The sequence below is a fragment of the Arthrobacter sp. MMS24-S77 genome (assembly GCF_054888235.1).
This window is the reverse complement of record NZ_JBTZRN010000001.1, coordinates 1,163,306-1,177,561: the sequence shown is the minus strand read 5'-3', so window position 1 is coordinate 1,177,561 and position 14,256 is coordinate 1,163,306. Positions and strand designations below refer to the sequence as shown.

Annotated in this window: 17 protein-coding genes and 1 pseudogene; 9 read left to right on the top strand and 9 right to left on the bottom strand. The window is 60.8% G+C overall.

Annotation, left to right across the window (positions count from 1 at the left end; genetic code table 11):
• Positions 1 to 45 precede the first annotated feature (45 nt).
• The 5 genes from ACX5I4_RS05375 to ACX5I4_RS05355 all read right to left on the bottom strand — a co-directional run bounded on the left by ACX5I4_RS05375 (position 46) and on the right by ACX5I4_RS05355 (position 3,570).
• Positions 46 to 1,122 (bottom strand): CU044_5270 family protein, encoded by a 1,077-nt coding sequence (locus ACX5I4_RS05375; protein WP_461835757.1) that lies wholly within the window; start codon positions 1,120 to 1,122, stop codon positions 46 to 48.
• A complete protein-coding gene (locus tag ACX5I4_RS05370) occupies positions 1,109 to 1,645 on the bottom strand; it encodes an RNA polymerase sigma factor (protein ID WP_461835756.1) in 537 nt (178 codons plus the stop codon). The genes ACX5I4_RS05375 and ACX5I4_RS05370 overlap by 14 nt, the downstream gene beginning before the upstream one ends.
• Before the next feature lie 366 nt (positions 1,646 to 2,011).
• On the bottom strand, positions 2,012 to 2,413 hold the full coding sequence (locus ACX5I4_RS05365) for a hypothetical protein (RefSeq protein WP_461835755.1): 402 nt from the start codon (positions 2,411 to 2,413) through the stop codon (positions 2,012 to 2,014).
• A gap of 289 nt (positions 2,414 to 2,702) precedes the next feature.
• Positions 2,703 to 3,245: a GNAT family N-acetyltransferase gene (locus ACX5I4_RS05360; protein WP_461835754.1), complete on the bottom strand. Its 543-nt coding sequence runs from the start codon at positions 3,243 to 3,245 to the stop codon at positions 2,703 to 2,705.
• Between the two features lie 25 nt (positions 3,246 to 3,270).
• Positions 3,271 to 3,570: a hypothetical protein gene (locus ACX5I4_RS05355; protein ID WP_461835753.1), complete on the bottom strand. Its 300-nt coding sequence runs from the start codon at positions 3,568 to 3,570 to the stop codon at positions 3,271 to 3,273.
• A gap of 360 nt (positions 3,571 to 3,930) precedes the next feature.
• Here ACX5I4_RS05355 and ACX5I4_RS05350 point away from each other — a divergent pair, with 360 nt between their 5' ends.
• Positions 3,931 to 4,371 carry a VOC family protein gene (locus ACX5I4_RS05350; RefSeq protein ID WP_461835752.1) on the top strand — a complete coding sequence of 147 codons (441 nt, stop codon included), beginning with the start codon at positions 3,931 to 3,933 and terminating at the stop codon, positions 4,369 to 4,371.
• Between the two features lie 53 nt (positions 4,372 to 4,424).
• Here ACX5I4_RS05350 and ACX5I4_RS05345 read toward each other — a convergent pair whose 3' ends face one another.
• Positions 4,425 to 4,907, bottom strand: coding sequence for a GNAT family N-acetyltransferase (locus ACX5I4_RS05345; RefSeq protein ID WP_461835751.1), 483 nt, complete (start codon positions 4,905 to 4,907; stop codon positions 4,425 to 4,427).
• Positions 4,908 to 4,973: 66 nt separating this feature from the next.
• The gene (locus ACX5I4_RS05340; protein ID WP_461835750.1) at positions 4,974 to 5,333 is read right to left on the bottom strand and encodes a VOC family protein; all 360 of its coding nucleotides are present in this window, start codon (positions 5,331 to 5,333) and stop codon (positions 4,974 to 4,976) included.
• A gap of 215 nt (positions 5,334 to 5,548) precedes the next feature.
• Here ACX5I4_RS05340 and ACX5I4_RS05335 point away from each other — a divergent pair, with 215 nt between their 5' ends.
• The 4 genes from ACX5I4_RS05335 (at position 5,549) to ACX5I4_RS05320 (ending at position 10,262) form a co-directional block, all read left to right on the top strand.
• Entirely contained in the window at positions 5,549 to 6,826 is a 1,278-nt protein-coding gene (locus ACX5I4_RS05335; RefSeq protein ID WP_461835749.1) for a flavin-containing monooxygenase, read from the top strand.
• A gap of 345 nt (positions 6,827 to 7,171) precedes the next feature.
• Positions 7,172 to 7,924 carry a hypothetical protein gene (locus ACX5I4_RS05330; RefSeq protein WP_461835748.1) on the top strand — a complete coding sequence of 251 codons (753 nt, stop codon included), beginning with the start codon at positions 7,172 to 7,174 and terminating at the stop codon, positions 7,922 to 7,924.
• A 165-nt stretch (positions 7,925 to 8,089) separates the two neighbouring features.
• Positions 8,090 to 8,518, top strand: a complete 429-nt coding sequence (locus ACX5I4_RS05325; RefSeq protein ID WP_461835747.1) for a hypothetical protein — start codon at positions 8,090 to 8,092, stop codon at positions 8,516 to 8,518.
• A gap of 1,378 nt (positions 8,519 to 9,896) precedes the next feature.
• Complete coding sequence (locus tag ACX5I4_RS05320; protein ID WP_461835746.1) at positions 9,897 to 10,262, top strand: TfoX/Sxy family protein; 366 nt, start codon at positions 9,897 to 9,899, stop codon at positions 10,260 to 10,262.
• 409 nt (positions 10,263 to 10,671) lie between these two features.
• Here ACX5I4_RS05320 and ACX5I4_RS05315 read toward each other — a convergent pair whose 3' ends face one another.
• Both ACX5I4_RS05315 and ACX5I4_RS05310 read right to left on the bottom strand, forming a co-directional pair.
• A complete protein-coding gene (locus tag ACX5I4_RS05315; RefSeq protein WP_461835745.1) occupies positions 10,672 to 10,986 on the bottom strand; it encodes a P-type ATPase in 315 nt (104 codons plus the stop codon).
• Between the two features lie 16 nt (positions 10,987 to 11,002).
• A pseudogene (locus tag ACX5I4_RS05310) lies at positions 11,003 to 11,125 on the bottom strand (hypothetical protein); the annotation flags it as partial.
• 345 nt (positions 11,126 to 11,470) lie between these two features.
• Here ACX5I4_RS05310 and ACX5I4_RS05305 point away from each other — a divergent pair.
• From ACX5I4_RS05305 to ACX5I4_RS05290, 4 genes are all read left to right on the top strand, one after another.
• Positions 11,471 to 11,920 (top strand): hypothetical protein, encoded by a 450-nt coding sequence (locus ACX5I4_RS05305; protein WP_461835744.1) that lies wholly within the window; start codon positions 11,471 to 11,473, stop codon positions 11,918 to 11,920.
• Positions 11,917 to 12,657, top strand: a complete 741-nt coding sequence (locus ACX5I4_RS05300; protein WP_461835743.1) for a hypothetical protein — start codon at positions 11,917 to 11,919, stop codon at positions 12,655 to 12,657. Before ACX5I4_RS05305 ends, ACX5I4_RS05300 begins: the two co-directional genes overlap by 4 nt.
• A 79-nt stretch (positions 12,658 to 12,736) precedes the next feature.
• Positions 12,737 to 13,231, top strand: coding sequence for an SdpA family antimicrobial peptide system protein (locus ACX5I4_RS05295; protein WP_461835742.1), 495 nt, complete (start codon positions 12,737 to 12,739; stop codon positions 13,229 to 13,231).
• 20 nt (positions 13,232 to 13,251) lie between these two features.
• Positions 13,252 to 14,205 (top strand): sporulation-delaying protein SdpB family protein, encoded by a 954-nt coding sequence (locus tag ACX5I4_RS05290; protein WP_461835741.1) that lies wholly within the window; start codon positions 13,252 to 13,254, stop codon positions 14,203 to 14,205.
• Positions 14,206 to 14,256: the final 51 nt, after the last annotated feature.

The window sequence follows — 14,256 nt, the reverse complement described above, 5'->3', positions numbered from 1 at the left end:
TAGGTCAACTATTGTCCTGATTGGCGCCTACATCAGGATGATTCACTATTTGGTGGCGGAGTCTTCGACGGCGATGTAGCGCATGACCGTTGGGACGGGCCCGAGGGGTTTGCCTCCGTCCGGGGGGCCCTGCACGTAGTCTTCTTCGGTGGCAAGGATGCGCCCAGTGGTGGGGTCGACGACGAGGATGTTTCTTGAGGTCCCGTAGCGTTCGTCCTGGGTCTCGACGCTGAGCGCGATCCCGGGACGCCCGAGCCGGTCGGTGACCTCGCCGAGGACCGCCAGGCCGGGAAGCTTGGCCACTGCGCCAAGGACGGCGTGTTCTTGGGCGTTGGAGAGGTTCCAGTACCCGACAAAGAACCCAATGGTCTGGAACACACCTTGGGGGCCTTCGTTGACCATCGCCGAGGAGCGGACTTGGTAGGCGCTGATGTACGCGGCCATGCCTGCGTCGTCGGTCGGGACAGGTTGAGGCAGCGGAAGGGCAGGGAACTGGCCCGGCCCGAAAGTCTCTTGCTTGGACTGCCCGGGCTGGACGTCCATCGGCCAGCCGAGAGCCCGGAACTTCACATCCGAGCGGGTTGGGGAGAAAGGCTGGCCCACGGCCATGGTCCGGGTCCCAGATCCATCGGCCTCCCGACGAGTCTCAGCCGTAACTGGGAGGGAGACGTCCATAGCCGGCGAGTTGTCAGGGGCTTGCATGATCCCGGCCTCCCAGTGGTGGATCGTGAAATACCCGGGCCTGTATCCTGGCCCGTCGGGAGTCCGGAGCTTCTGGCGGGCCTCCTCGAGCACTGTGGCGGCGTCCTTTGCGATGGGTTTGGGGTCGAGCATCATCGGTGCCGCAGCGAGGACGGGTTCCGCGATCGGAGTGTTCTGCGCATTCGGCGCGCCGGGGGTTGCTGGCCTGGTGACCAGGACGACGCCGGCGGCCGCAGCGGCGGCGGCGCCAGCGGCGAGGAGGAGAGTTCGGCGGTGGAGGCTTCGCTGTCCCCGAGTTCCGTTGGCGGCCGTGCGTCCAAGGATGGCGGCCAGATCGTGTTCGGCGCGTTCGTCCAGTGATCGGTGCGCGTCCACCGGTGTGGGGTTGGCACGGCAGATGAGGTCTTCAAGAGTTTCCATGCGTGTGTCCTTTCCGCTGCAGGATGTGCTGGAGTGCTTTCCGGGCTCGGCTGAGGCGTTTCCAGGCAGTGGCTTCGGAGCATCCGAGCACTGCAGAGAGACGAGCGGCACTGAGCTCTTCCCAGTAGGTGAGGTAGAGAATGTCCCGGTCTTTGTCCCGGAGCTCGAGCAGTGCTTCTCGCACCAGGTCCCCTTCCGTCTGGACGGAGCCGGCAGCCAACCCGTCTCCGACACGGCACAACAGGGCTTGTTCCCTGAACTGGCGCCGGTACTCGTTGCCGAGGAGATTCCGGGCGATCGTGTAGAGCCAGGCGAGCTCGTGGGCTCCGCGCTGGTGCATCTTCGACCACGCAATGCGGAACGTGTCCGCCGCGACCTCGCGCGCCGTCTCCTCGTCCCGCAGGCGCCGCTGCGCGAACGCGAATACCAACCAGTAATGGCGTCGGTAGAAGTCAGCGAATTCCCTCTCCGGAACCGTGTCCTCCCCGTCCGCCACGGACAGTGCCGTTCCCATGGCACTCATCCGCATCACCCCCCTTGCTCAGGATTACCTTTCCATGACACTGGCTTTATTTCCGGCCAGCTACGAATCCTGACACGTGCTTGGAAATCGATCGAAGGCGAGCCGAAGCGAGGAGAAGTACGTTCACCGCCAGATCTTTACCCTCCGAGCGAGCAGCAAGTCGGGCGTGCTGCTCACTCGGCCGGCACGGCTTTACCCTGCGATGAGTTCCTTGACCGGTCCTTCGTGCAGGGCCAGGTAAACATTGTCGCGGATCTGGTTGGCCTGTGGATCTGTCATGGTTCGGGCGAGGGGACGGAGCACCAGACGTATCAGCGCGTTTGCCTGACCTTCGCGGATGCGGAGCCGTCCCGGAAAACTACCGATTCAGGAGCAGGTTCTGAGGAAGCTCGTGGCACCGGGCCGTTCGTGGAAGGTCACGCTGTGGCCGCTGTCGTCACGGAAGACCGCCCTTTGTCCCTCCACGGTCATGTTGCCCTGCTGGAAGGGGTTGCCCCAGCCTGCAGGCGGATTGCCGTTGCCGTCGTCCAACGGCTGGTCGGCAACGAAGAACGATCCCTGCACCTTTGCCTCGTAGATGCCACAGTGCGTAAGGAGAGTGAAAGGGACACTCGATGCGGCGGTGGGTGTCGGGCTTGGCGAGGTGATGCTTGGCGAGGTGATGCTTGGCGAGGTGTTGCTTTTCGGGGCTGCCGGCGCGGTGCATCCACTCAAAACCGCCAGCGCGGCTGCCGCGGCGGCGATGCTTCGAAAGTATCGAGTTGCCATGCGCCAAGCCTCGCCCACGATAATTGCGCGGTCAAGAACCCTGGGATGTAAGAAGGGAAAGTCTAGCCAACCGCTCGCGGCCGTGGGCAAAGATTCCTTCATCGGGGTTATTTCCAGCTTTTGCGCCTTCCGATGAAATAGCCGCAAATCATCACACCGACGCCGCAAAACACGATCGAATAAGCCAAAGCGTTGTTTGGAGATGTGGACCGAAGGACCAAAATGGTCCCCGCGATATCCATTATCGTCCGCGGGGCCATCATCCAACTCCGGGCACGAATTAGACACTTTAGTCATGCAGGACCACCTGGTAGAGATTGTGGTCTTGCCACTTTCCGGCAATCTTCAGGTACCGCGGCGCCATACCAATCTGCTTGAACCCGGCCTTCAATAGCACACGCTGCGAGGCAACATTGTGCAGTAAGGTGCTCGCCTCGATGCGGTGCAGTCCAAGTTCGTCGCGTGCCATTTCGACGATCACCTGGACCGCAGTGGACGCCAGCCCACGGCCTGCATATTTGCTGTCCACCCAGTAACCCAGCCCCGCACTCTGGAAGGGGCCACGCACGATCCCGGCGACGTTGAATCGACCAACGAGTGTGTCGCCAGCAAACAGGCCAAGGGGATACGCCTCGCCGACTTCATGCGCGACGAGACGGCTGGCAATGTCGGAGGCCTGCCAGGCCTCGGTGTAGTACTCCTCGGGGCGTACTGGCTCCCAGTGTGAAAGATCCGCACGGTTGCGCACATATGCGGCGGCAAGCGCTGCCGCATCACTCAGGCGCAGTACACGCATGCTGACGCTTTCACTTAATTGGCGCGATTCAATCATCGGTCAACACTAGTCGCGGAGGACCCTATGCGGCGCGCTGTTCGGGCTGGGCTTCGGGGTCCTCGGGGACGGGAGCCTGGGTGTGGATCGAGGCGCTATCGGCGCGGTCCCATTCGCGGTGTTCGTGCGTCTGCCCGTAAGGGACCTCGGGGCTGAGGGTCACGGTGTACCGGTTGTATCCATGCTGGGTGACTAGGATGCCGCGCGAGCGCTCGCGCAGGGCCTGGGCGAGTAAGGTCTCGACGGCGGTGTTCAGTTCGGTTTCGATGGTGCCCGGATCGTGGGCGGTGATTTCCAGGACGAGGTCGGGGAGGTGCTTGATCATGATGCTTCTCTCTTTCGAGGCTCGAGGTGCGTCGGGGAGGTCAGGAGTGAGTTGCTCCAGGGAAGGGTGCTCAAGCGAGGTGGTAAGCGATACTTTGTGAAATGCGCCCGGCATTCGATGATGGGGCGGTGGCCGGCCTTGAAGGTCAGGCGGCGGGATCTGGGAGGTAATTGTCTCTCATGGATCCAAGGACAGTTTGGCGGACGGCGGGCTGCCGGCGCAAGTGGAAACGCCGGGTTGTTCTGGCGGGAGGAGGCTGCCGCGCACGGCAGGAGGCTATTCGCCGTCGTGAATCCGCCGTAGAGTCCGCTGTAGGCTGCGTCTTACGCCGCGCAAAACGAACACTTGGAGGCTTTTCTCATGTCGCGCATCATGCGGTTCGACCACGTCGGTGTCACCGTTCAGGACCTCGACAAAGTGACGGCGTTCTTCCTTGGCCTCGGGCTCGAGGTCGAGGGCCGGACGTTCGTGGCGGGCGAATTCATCGACACCGTCATCGCGATCCCCGATTCCCGCACAGAGATCGTCATGTTGCGGACACCTGGCGGAGGAACGGGGGTGGAGCTTTCCAGTTTCGTTCGGCCAGACCCCGAGCCGGGTTCGCCAGACGCCATGGCCAACGAACTCGGACTGCGCAGCTTGTCCTTCGAAGTCGATGATCTTCAGGCGCACGTCGATCGACTGGCCGCGGAGGGATACGGGCTGGTCGGTGGCATCGGCCAGTATGAGGACGCCTGGCGCATGGCCTACGTGCGCGGCCCAGAGGGAATCATCGTTTCCCTGGCTGAGCGGATCAGCTAAGGGGGCCACCCCTTGGGGGCATCGCCGCCGGCGTCCGCCCCTAAGTCGATCGGCTACCGCACCATTCTCACGTCGACAAAGACGGGGTTCTGCTCGTCGGTTTCCTCAGTGCCGTCAAGTTCAAAGCCATTGCGTCGGTAGAAGCCCTGGGCCCGTTCGTTCGTCTTCTCGACCCAGAGAATGCCGGAGTCCGCGCCAAGGGTGGAGTCCAGGAGGCGTTGCCCCAATCCTGCGCCCTGGTGGGCACGTAGCACGTAGATCAGGTGCAGCTCTCGTGCACGCGGGGACTCTCCACCTGCCGGCCCGGCCAGCGCGAATCCGACCAGTTCGCCCTCCGATTCGGCAACCCGCATGTCCCACCCGGGAGAAATCGACCGCAGGTTGGCCGTCCACATCGTTCGACGCTGTTCAACGAGCTCGTCGTTGAAGAATGACTCCGGCAGCAGGTCACCATAAGTCTCACGCCAGCATTCGACGTGAAGCTGTGTCACTGCCTCTGTGTCTGCGGCGGTGGGAATGCGCAATTGATATTCCATGCGAGCACTCTGCCAGATCGGTTCTGCAGGTGCAGCACCAGATGTATCAGCGTCGCCGTAATTGCGTCAGTCCATGCAGAGGCAGAACGGATGACCAGCAGGGTCGAGGAACACCCGGAATGACGTTCCCGGCTGGTATTCGTGTTTGGTCGCGCCGAGCTCAAGCACGGATGCCTCAGCGGCGTCGAGGTCGTCGACCGTGACGTCGAGGTGCATCTGCTGCGGGACATCCTGGCCGGGCCATTGTGGCGGCGTGTAGGAGTCGACCCTCTGGAAAGCCAGCGAATCGCCGTGCTCGGCGCGGACGGACCACCAGTTGTCGTCGTTCCGCTCGATTTTCCACTCGAGCAGGGCGCTGTAGAACTCAGCCAAGGTCTTGGGATCAGGACAGTCGAGTACGACGACCGGGAAGCGTGCGATAGCCATAACCGGCACTCTAATACCAATTCAGGACAGAGCGGGTCCTGAATTGTTGGCCTGGTTTCGCGAGGTCCCATCCCGATGTCCCGGGAGGAGTGTCCTGGCGGCACAGTCCCACCTCCGCCGCACCTGCATGCCTCCCGCACCCGAATCCCTGAGCGTAGAGTTCAGCCAGGAACTGCCCCGGGGCAATCCCTGGCAGCAGGGAGAAGGGATCGATCATGGAGACAGACCCGCTCCCACCCGCCCAACGAAACCACGCCTTCGAGACAAACACCCTCGTAGTCGGCGGCGGCCAAGCGGGACTGGCCACGAGCTACTTCCTCAGCCGGGCCGGCGTCGAGCATCAAGTCCTTGAACGGCGAGCCGCGCTGGGTGGCGCTTGGCAGGATCGCTGGGATGCGTTCGTGCTGAACACGCCGAACTTCTCGCTGGACTTGCCCGGGATGCCGTACAGCGGTCCGGAGCCGGAGGCGTTCATGGCGCGGGACCGCGCGGTGGACTATTTCCGGGACTATGCGCGGCGGATCGATGCACCGGTCCGGACCGGCACGGACGTCACGCGGATCTCGACGTCGGACGGCGGCTTCAGCGTTGAAACGTCCGACGGGATGTGGCGGGCACGCAATGTATTGCTGGCGACCGGCGCGTACCAGATACCTAAAATCCCTGCCCTGGCCGCCGGTCTTCCGGGGAGCGTCCTGCAGCTTCACACCCACGACTACCGCAATCCGGAACAACTGCCCGACGGCGCCGTGCTGATTGTCGGCACCGGGCAGTCGGGTGGGCAGATCGCGGAGGACCTGCTCGCCGTCGGCCGTCAGGTGCATCTGGCGGTGGCCACGTGTCCGGAGGCGCCGCGCCGGTACCGCGGGCACGACATCATCTACTGGATCCTGCAGGCCGGCATCCACGGGCCCGAGTACGGGCTCACCGCCCTGACTGTCGGGCAGTTACCCTCCCCCGCCGCACGGTTCGCCTGCAACCCCCTGCTCTCCGGAACCAACGGCGGCCACGACATCCACCTCCGCGAGCTCGGCCGTAAGGGCGTCCGCCTGCACGGGCACCTGGAAGCAGCCGACGACGGCGACCTCACCTTCACGGACGACCTCCCCGAACGCCTGGCAACAGTCGAGGCCGGGTTCGGCCAGCGGATGGGGCGTGCGCTCGACGCCTACATCGCCGCCGCTGGAATCGACGCGCCCGAACACGAGCCGGCGCCGGCGGACGACTGGCTACCCGTGTCGTCGCCGCGGGTCAACCTGGCCGCCGAGAACATCACCTCAGTGCTCTGGGCCACCGGCTACAAGCTCGACCTTGGCTTTGTGGACATTCCCGTTTTGGACCAATGGAGCTATCCGCGGCATGTTCGAGGCGTCACCGAGCAGCCGGGGCTATACGTGGTCGGACTCCCGTGGTTGACAGGTCACTACTCGTCGATCGTCGGCGGCGTCGGGGTGGATGCTGAGTATGTTGCGGGGCGCGTGGCTGGGCGGTGAGGTTGCCGCACCCGAAGGTCTTTGGATGCGATTCCGCGGCAAGCACTTCGAGATTGAACGGGGAGTCTGCAATCAGCTGGCACTTGCGGACACCTAGTCCCGTCCTTTTCCACACTCATTTTCGGTCTTTTGGCACTCATTTTCGGCTTTTTGGCACTCATTTTGACGATTTTCACCACCTAGTCGCCGAATCGGATCATAGCCTTTGCCCACGGAAACTGTAGGTCTCGCTAGGACGTGTCGCTCCGAGCCGGTCGCCGTGGCTGCAAGGAAATGACAAGACACGGGAGCGCCTTCTCAGCATTGTGCCCTCGCCTAAACTCGAACCACTCACAGGGGGATTGAATGCAAGAAAAGACAAAGACCAAGCGATCAATCGCAGCCGGGGTTATTGCACTCGGAGTTACCCTGGTAGGGATTCAACTGCAAACCGTTTTCGTTAACGACAATACAGGCCCCGCACAGCCCGCTCCTCCATCCGCGGGAGTGAGCCCGGCCGGCAAGCCGGACACCGAATCGGCAGCGATTCAGCGGCTTATTGCTCGGGCGATCGACCGCAGGAATCATCAGGTGGTCAAGGAGAACCCACCCGCCCAGGCGGATGAAATCGGCCAGGACTTCGCCGCTGATGCCGTGGCTTCAACCGAGGAGGAATACTCCAAACTACGCACGCGCAGGGACGGGCTCGTGGCCTACGGGGTCGTCTTCACCGGCAGCCAATCCGAGATCGCAGTCAAGGATCTCAGCGTGACGGGTGCTCAGGCATGGGCAGTTGTCACGGAAACGACCCACCTATCGTACGCATCGCAGAACGAGACTCCGAGCCCTGACCAGATCTACGTCTATGAACAGCGATTCGATCTGGTGAAAACGGGAGCGGCTTGGAAGATCACGGGCACGCGGCCCACGAAACCGAGTCACCTGCTCCCGACAACTGTGATTGGTCCCGCTGATGAGTCTGCAGCGTCCGGACCGTCGGAGCAGGGATCTGGGCTCGGCGCTAAGATCTACCGAGATGCCAACGGTAACCCGGCCCCTCTTCCCAAGGAACTTCAGCACCCGAAGAACCTCGGGCCCAACGGTGAGCCGAAGGGCTAGCCGGGCGCGTCGACGTCGAGCTTGCTGCAGATGACGCCCTCATCGATGTCAAAAGTGTCGACGACGGTACCCGCATCGTCGGTCCGGGCGCCGATGGTGACTTCGGCGAGTTACAAGCACCTAACGTCCACCTACTACTCGCTCCGCACCTAGATCGGAAACCACATGAGACGGTTGCTTCTGCGCTGCTGGCTTGTCCTGGTCCTTGTCACGCTGTCGGCATGCGGTCCATACAATGGGACGCCCGGCGACCCTCCCAAGCCGGAGTTGCGTGACCAGACAATCCACCAAACCATGTCCTATCTCCATGCCAAAGACGCAGCCGGCCTGAAAACCATGTTTGCTGCGAATTTCAAAAACCTTGATCAGGCGGTGGACGATTGGCCCAAGAGGTGGGGCGGAGTGGACGCCGTCGACTACCAGGTTTCCTACAAGTCTCCCGGCGGACTGGGCTTCTATGACACCACTATCCAGGCAAAGCGGGCTGATGGTGCACCGGTTACGATTCTGATCTGGCTGAACTGGAACAACGATCACTGGAATATTGGATACTTCCCGCAGCAACTCTCGCCCCCGGCTACACCACGCAAATAGCCGAAGGGCGCTGCCTGCCGACATTCATGATCGGCAAGGAATGTTGGAGCCCGGGGCGCTCTATCCGCTCTACTAATACAAACGTAGGCTGTGGTTGGGGAGCCTAATGGGACTCCCCAACCACCGTCCTCTCCCGAGGCCACGCCAGTCCACCAACAACAGCTGCCGCACCCGCCGAAACAACATGCGTCCACCATGGCCACTTTGAATCCGAAACCGGTGCCAAAGCCGTGAGGATCAGCAAAGTCGAAGGCCCCGTAACCACGGCGGCAAAGCCCTTTTCAAGATCACGTCGAATTCTGGCCAGCCGAACGACCCAAAATGTCAATACGGCGATAATGCAACCTGACACGGTACCCACCACCGCGCCACCGAGCCCGCTGAGTATCGCCAAGCCCGGGCCGATGGACCCGCTTAAGAGAAGAATCACCAGCGCATAGGTGCATCCGAACCCGGCCCCGAAGAGTAATCCTCTGCTTACCGATTTGTTCAACGTTTTCTCTATCTCTTGCCGGCGTTCGGAATGCGGCCAGTATTCAAAGTTCTATGTATGCGGCTCACTACGACACGGATGGGGGCAGAATCCGTGTCGTCATGCGATGAACCGAATTTCCAAACCGCAAGTAGGGTTCCTCCGACCACTGCAACCGAGACAAAGTACGTACCCAGGAGCATAGCGGCGGTCGGCCCACCGACAAGGAAGCGCTCCACTACGCCGGAGAAGAAGGCCAAAGCGAAAGTGGCTCCGCCTACACACAAAGGCACCGTCACGTTCGGCAGCCGCGATCTCCTGAGGCGGTGAACTATCGGACCCCATAGGAACTGAGTCAGAAGCAAACTGGTACACACGGCTGTCCCGTACGTCGACACGACGGTTCTTGCTTCGACCGGGGGACTAAGAGTCCGAAGAGAAACACCGAACTGAACAACAGGGAGGAGAACACGAAGGCCACATATATAGGCACGGGATGGATTCGAAGAACGGGTCTCATCCGGTCAATTTCTTCTTCAAAGCTTCCCCTCAGCTCGCAGTGTGTTCGTGGGAGGAAGGCTACAGTCGAAATTGTCCGCTAGGTGGTCAAACCCGGAAAATAGGTGGTCAAAACTCCGAAATAGGTGCTGGCAAGGCCAAATTGAGTGGTCGTCAAGCGTCCAATGAGTGTTCCGCGGCCCAACTCCCTGCAGCATCCGTATGTTTGGCGTGCCGCAGGCGGATCCGGGGCGGTTCCTATCCCAGAGGGTGGAAGCCCAGCCCGGCTCACGGCTCCGGGCGGTCGTTCGCGACGGAGCACAATGCCTTGACGCTGGGAGCCCACACACTCGCGTCGTATGCTGCAGTAAGCCCTAAGCTTTCGATCCCCTACCCCGGAGCAGGCACATGCAGATACCCAAACCGTCCGACGCCGACAAGGACCGTTTCCGCGCGGTCCTGCCAGACAACCCCGGTGTAGTCGTCAAGCCGATGTTCGGCAACTTGGGCGCCTTCGTAAACGGCAACATGTTCGCCGGGCTGTTCGGCCCGATGATTGGCGTCAGGCTTTCCGACGCCGACAAGGCGGTCATCGAGGCCGGGCACCAGACGCTTCCGTTCGGCCCAGAAGGTCGCTCTATGGGCGGCTATGTCGGCCTGCCCGAAGCCTGGAACGCCGACGAAGAGCAAACGGCGGAATGGGTCGACAAGGCCTTCGCATACGTGGCAACTCTTCCACCGAAAGCCGCGAAGCCGCGTTCGTCGAAGAAGTGATCGCCACGGCGCGATTCTCGACTTGAACGAAAGCCAGGGCGATGTCCTGCGACAATCTTCTCAACCAATCTATGGAGCTCTCTAACTTGGACCTCACTCTGACACTATTCGTGCCGGCGATCTTTGCCGCGATATTCCTGTATGTCCTCTACGGTGTCATTTATCGAGCCGTAAAGAATGCAATCAGGGATGCTCGACGCGAACTTGATCAAAAACTGCCCAGTCATGATTCTGGCGGTAACGAATTGTAGGGTCTAGTGAGAAACGCATGAGTAGTATTGTTTCCGTACAATAGCGGGTCCAGGATTCCTTGAGCCCGCTATTGTATTGGCGCGTCGGCTACGGCCCTGTCGACTCTGGAATCTGCACCATCCTTTGTTGCGGACTCCAACTTTAGACCTCACTTGGCTCACGGGTCGTGGTAGCCGCCGGACTGGATGACGGTTCCCATGAAGACGCAGGATGCGAGGTCGCCCAGCGCCGATCCGGGCGCCACCGGGGCCGGGTCCCTGCAGGCCGGCAGGGGCTCCCCCGTGAGGATGCTTTCGTCGCAGAGGAGATTCTTGGTGCTCAGGAGGCGGATGTCACCGGGGATGATGGCGCCCAGACTGAGGTGTACGACGTCGCCGGGCACCAAGGCGGTGACGTTCACATCCTGCGTGGTCCCGTCGCGCCCGAGCGTTGGCCCGGTGGGTCCGGACGGCGTTCGGGCCAAGTTCTGCAAGGCGTTCCGAGGCTTCCTTGTTTGTCAGGCCTGCCGGACTGGAGCCGAGGTGATCCAGTACTTCGTCCGGCTGAAGGCACGCGGCGTTGATGATCGGCAGCTGTGTGGCGTGCCGCTCCTGGACTTCGAGATCTGACACGCCGTATCCATTCGAATGCGTCGCCTAAGGGAGTCGCACTTGGGATAAGGGTACGGCTCGGAGCTGGGTGGTTGGGGTGGGCCGGAGAGTGTTGTGGGTTGGATTGTGTGGGCGGTTGGGAGTGGCCGACGACGCCGCGTATGCGGAGGGCCGGTGAGTGTGTGAGGGATATGCACCTAGATCAAGCGGCGGGCACACACAGATTGGGCCTTTGTGACACCTAGTTTTGCCTTTTCAGCACTCATTTTGAGGTTTCGTCCACCTAGTTGCCGAGTTGGACCATAGCCTTTCTCGCACGGAGACAGCAAGACTCGCTGCCGGATACGGGCGGATTGGGGACAAGACATGGTGATATCTGAGGCCCGGCTTGCGCGTGATTCCAAAGGCTTGATCTGGGGAATTGTCGGCGCATCCGCAATCGTCATTGTCATCTCCGCCCAAGCCGGGGGCATCCTCTTACCCGGGCTCCTAGTCGCCGCCAGCATCGTGGCTCTGACCTGGCTGATCGTTCGAATGACCGTCTCCATCGCCATCAAGGAGGAGAAGATCGTCCTACGTTGTGAGCCCTTCTATTCAACAGCGATTCTCCTCTCAGACCTTTCAGCCGTAACCAGGGCCCCTGATACGTCCCTTTCTGAGGGCTACGGCATCCGCGTCTTGGGTAAGAACACCCGAGGGGTGCTGGTGGGTGGGCCCGCGGTTGCCTTGGAAACGGCCAGCCGCCGATGGATCATCTCTGCCGCCGATCCCGAGGATGTTGTAACAACAATCCGGCTTCAAATGACAAATAAGTGAACAACCGCACTATCCGAATAAGAACAAATGGGGGAATCATGAAAAAAATACTCATCACTGGCGTAGTTTCGGCTTTGCTCCTCACCGGGATCCCGGCGGGTACCCCGGCATTCGCAGACGCCAGCCCGTCCGCTTTGATTGAATCTGCCAAGAAGAGTGATGAAGCCGCGGCCCGTTCCCTTTTTCAAGCAATCTGGTTTGCCACTGGAGATCAGGTGCCGAAGCTCAGTGAGAATGTCCGGAGCCAGAGTTTTCGGACCTATCTGAACGAACATGCCAGCCAGGAAACTGACATACGACAAATGGCAAACGACGTGGCCGAGCGTCTTGAAAAATCACAACCGGGGTACCTCGCAACTCTGTACAAGAACCTCACCTCCGGCGACGTCTATAAGGTGGAATCCTCGCTTGCAGCGACAAGTACAGACGTCCTTCAAACCGTACGGGAAAAGTACCCCGTGGAAGTAGCCTCAGTCAGTAATGACGGCGGCGCATCGGGCAACTGCCTGTGGGTCTTTGCCGTCGCCGCTGTGGCGGTTTGGAGCGGTGCAGTGGTGGTCAACTACGCAGGTGTCGTCAACGTGGCAGGCGCTGTTAACGCAGTTGGCTGGTTCAATGCTTCAGTGCCGGTGAATGTTCGGAGCTCTTCAAGCCTCGAGACTGTGGCTGCCACAGATGAGCACCGCGCCGTCACCGAAGACACCGTGGCAGCGTTGACTGTCGCATTCGCGAAGTAAAGATCTTCCGAGGCCGAAGCACATGCTGTGTTTCTCCCGCCGGGTACGATTCCATTCACTGCGCGTCGCGAAGTGGCGCATGACAATACCGATCTTCTTGGTTGGCGCGGTACTGACATATTCCATCTTCGCTGTTTCACCACACTCCACTTTTCATCCGCCAGGAACAGACACAGTAAAGGAAGCACTGTCAAAAGCGGTTCCTCAGGGCTGGGCCTTCTTCACTAAATCGCCAAGGGATCCCTTCCTGCTGGTTTATGCGAATGACGAGGCGGGCGCGCATCGAGAAATACTTCAACTACCGACTGCCCGCGTCGAGAACTATTTCGGCATCAACCGGTTCGGCCGCGGGCAGCCCGTTGAACTCGCAAACATCGTCAACCGGGTTGGGTCCCAAGGTTGGAACAAATGTGGCCCTACCACCACGTCCTGTCTTGATAAGCCCATGGCGGCCGTCCAGGTGCGCAACGAGAAGCCCGAGCCGAGTCTTTGTGGATCTATCAAGGCGGTGGAGGTAGTTCCCGTCCCATGGGCCTACCGGCACCTGACTGATGCCCGATTCCAGGCGCAGTAGGCAATGAGTTTGGAGTCCAGATGCTCCTGAGGATGTTTCAACCGGGAATCGAGCGAATCAATGCTGTGATCTGGTCACCGGCCATCGGCGTGCTTCGATCTACTCTGGCCTTCGCAAGTTTCCTGACGCTCAGCGCGACGCCAACCGCCAGCCTATTCCAGCCCCTGTGGGGTATCGGCCTCCAGCCAGCATGCAAGGGAATTAACGCACTCAACCTCTTCTGTGCCCTTGGAGCCAACAGCCTCGATCTATCGAAATGGGTCGCGCTCGGCCTGCTGCTCTTGGTCATGTCAGGGTACTTTCCACGGGTCACCTCTTTGTTGCACTACTGGATCTCATTCTCCGTGTTCAATGGGATAGCCATTCCCGACGGAGGAGATCAAATCACCGTCGTGTTGACCCTCCTACTGATACCCATCTGCATGACCGACCCGCGCCGGAACCACTGGTCGCCCTCACCGGATTCCACGATCTCGACGGGCTGGCGACGCGGATGGGCCATCGCGGGCTTGATCGGCGTCAAGATTCAGGTATCGATCTTGTATTTGCAGTCTTGCATCGAAAAAACTGCGCAGACCGAGTGGGCAACTGGAAACAACCTCTACTACACCGCTTCAGGCGTGTTCGGCTTCTCAGATCCCGTCAGAGTCCTACTGGCACCGCTGCTTGAAAATGAAGCCACGGTCAGTTTCCTAACCTGGTCAGTCCTGGCCCTCGAATTCGCCCTTGGGGTGACTCTGGTGACCCCCATTGCGTGGCGCCCCTACCTATTCCTTCTAGCGGCACTCTTCCATGCCGGAATCGCACTCCTCATGGGACTGTGGACTTTCGCTCTGGCCATGATCGCCGCAGACCTCGTTCTGACACTACCCCTTACGAGCGTTGCCTTCAGCCCAGGGTTTTCACTGAACGGGATCAGACTTGCTCACGGGATTAGTCGAAGGAATCGGCCGACCGGAGGAGGCACAGTTTGAAGGTCACAGCGCATCGTTCGCTCCGCGATTCCTTGTCTCTTGGGTAGTTGT

Bases quoted from the DNA above. Each gene is read 5' to 3' on its own strand.
- ACX5I4_RS05345 (WP_461835751.1), bottom strand. From the start codon at position 4,907: ATGGAATATCAATTGCGCATTCCCACCGCCGCAGACACAGAGGCAGTG.
- ACX5I4_RS05375 (WP_461835757.1), bottom strand. From the start codon at position 1,122: ATGGAAACTCTTGAAGACCTCATCTGCCGTGCCAACCCCACACCGGTG.
- ACX5I4_RS05365 (WP_461835755.1), bottom strand. From the start codon at position 2,413: ATGGCAACTCGATACTTTCGAAGCATCGCCGCCGCGGCAGCCGCGCTG.
- ACX5I4_RS05335 (WP_461835749.1), top strand. From the start codon at position 5,549: ATGGAGACAGACCCGCTCCCACCCGCCCAACGAAACCACGCCTTCGAG.
- ACX5I4_RS05340 (WP_461835750.1), bottom strand. From the start codon at position 5,333: ATGGCTATCGCACGCTTCCCGGTCGTCGTACTCGACTGTCCTGATCCC.
- ACX5I4_RS05295 (WP_461835742.1), top strand. From the start codon at position 12,737: ATGACAATACCGATCTTCTTGGTTGGCGCGGTACTGACATATTCCATC.
- ACX5I4_RS05290 (WP_461835741.1), top strand. From the start codon at position 13,252: ATGCTCCTGAGGATGTTTCAACCGGGAATCGAGCGAATCAATGCTGTG.
- ACX5I4_RS05370 (WP_461835756.1), bottom strand. From the start codon at position 1,645: ATGAGTGCCATGGGAACGGCACTGTCCGTGGCGGACGGGGAGGACACG.
- ACX5I4_RS05350 (WP_461835752.1), top strand. From the start codon at position 3,931: ATGTCGCGCATCATGCGGTTCGACCACGTCGGTGTCACCGTTCAGGAC.
- ACX5I4_RS05330 (WP_461835748.1), top strand. From the start codon at position 7,172: ATGCAAGAAAAGACAAAGACCAAGCGATCAATCGCAGCCGGGGTTATT.
- ACX5I4_RS05320 (WP_461835746.1), top strand. From the start codon at position 9,897: ATGCAGATACCCAAACCGTCCGACGCCGACAAGGACCGTTTCCGCGCG.
- ACX5I4_RS05305 (WP_461835744.1), top strand. From the start codon at position 11,471: ATGGTGATATCTGAGGCCCGGCTTGCGCGTGATTCCAAAGGCTTGATC.
- ACX5I4_RS05325 (WP_461835747.1), top strand. From the start codon at position 8,090: ATGAGACGGTTGCTTCTGCGCTGCTGGCTTGTCCTGGTCCTTGTCACG.
- ACX5I4_RS05355 (WP_461835753.1), bottom strand. From the start codon at position 3,570: ATGATCAAGCACCTCCCCGACCTCGTCCTGGAAATCACCGCCCACGAT.
- ACX5I4_RS05360 (WP_461835754.1), bottom strand. From the start codon at position 3,245: ATGATTGAATCGCGCCAATTAAGTGAAAGCGTCAGCATGCGTGTACTG.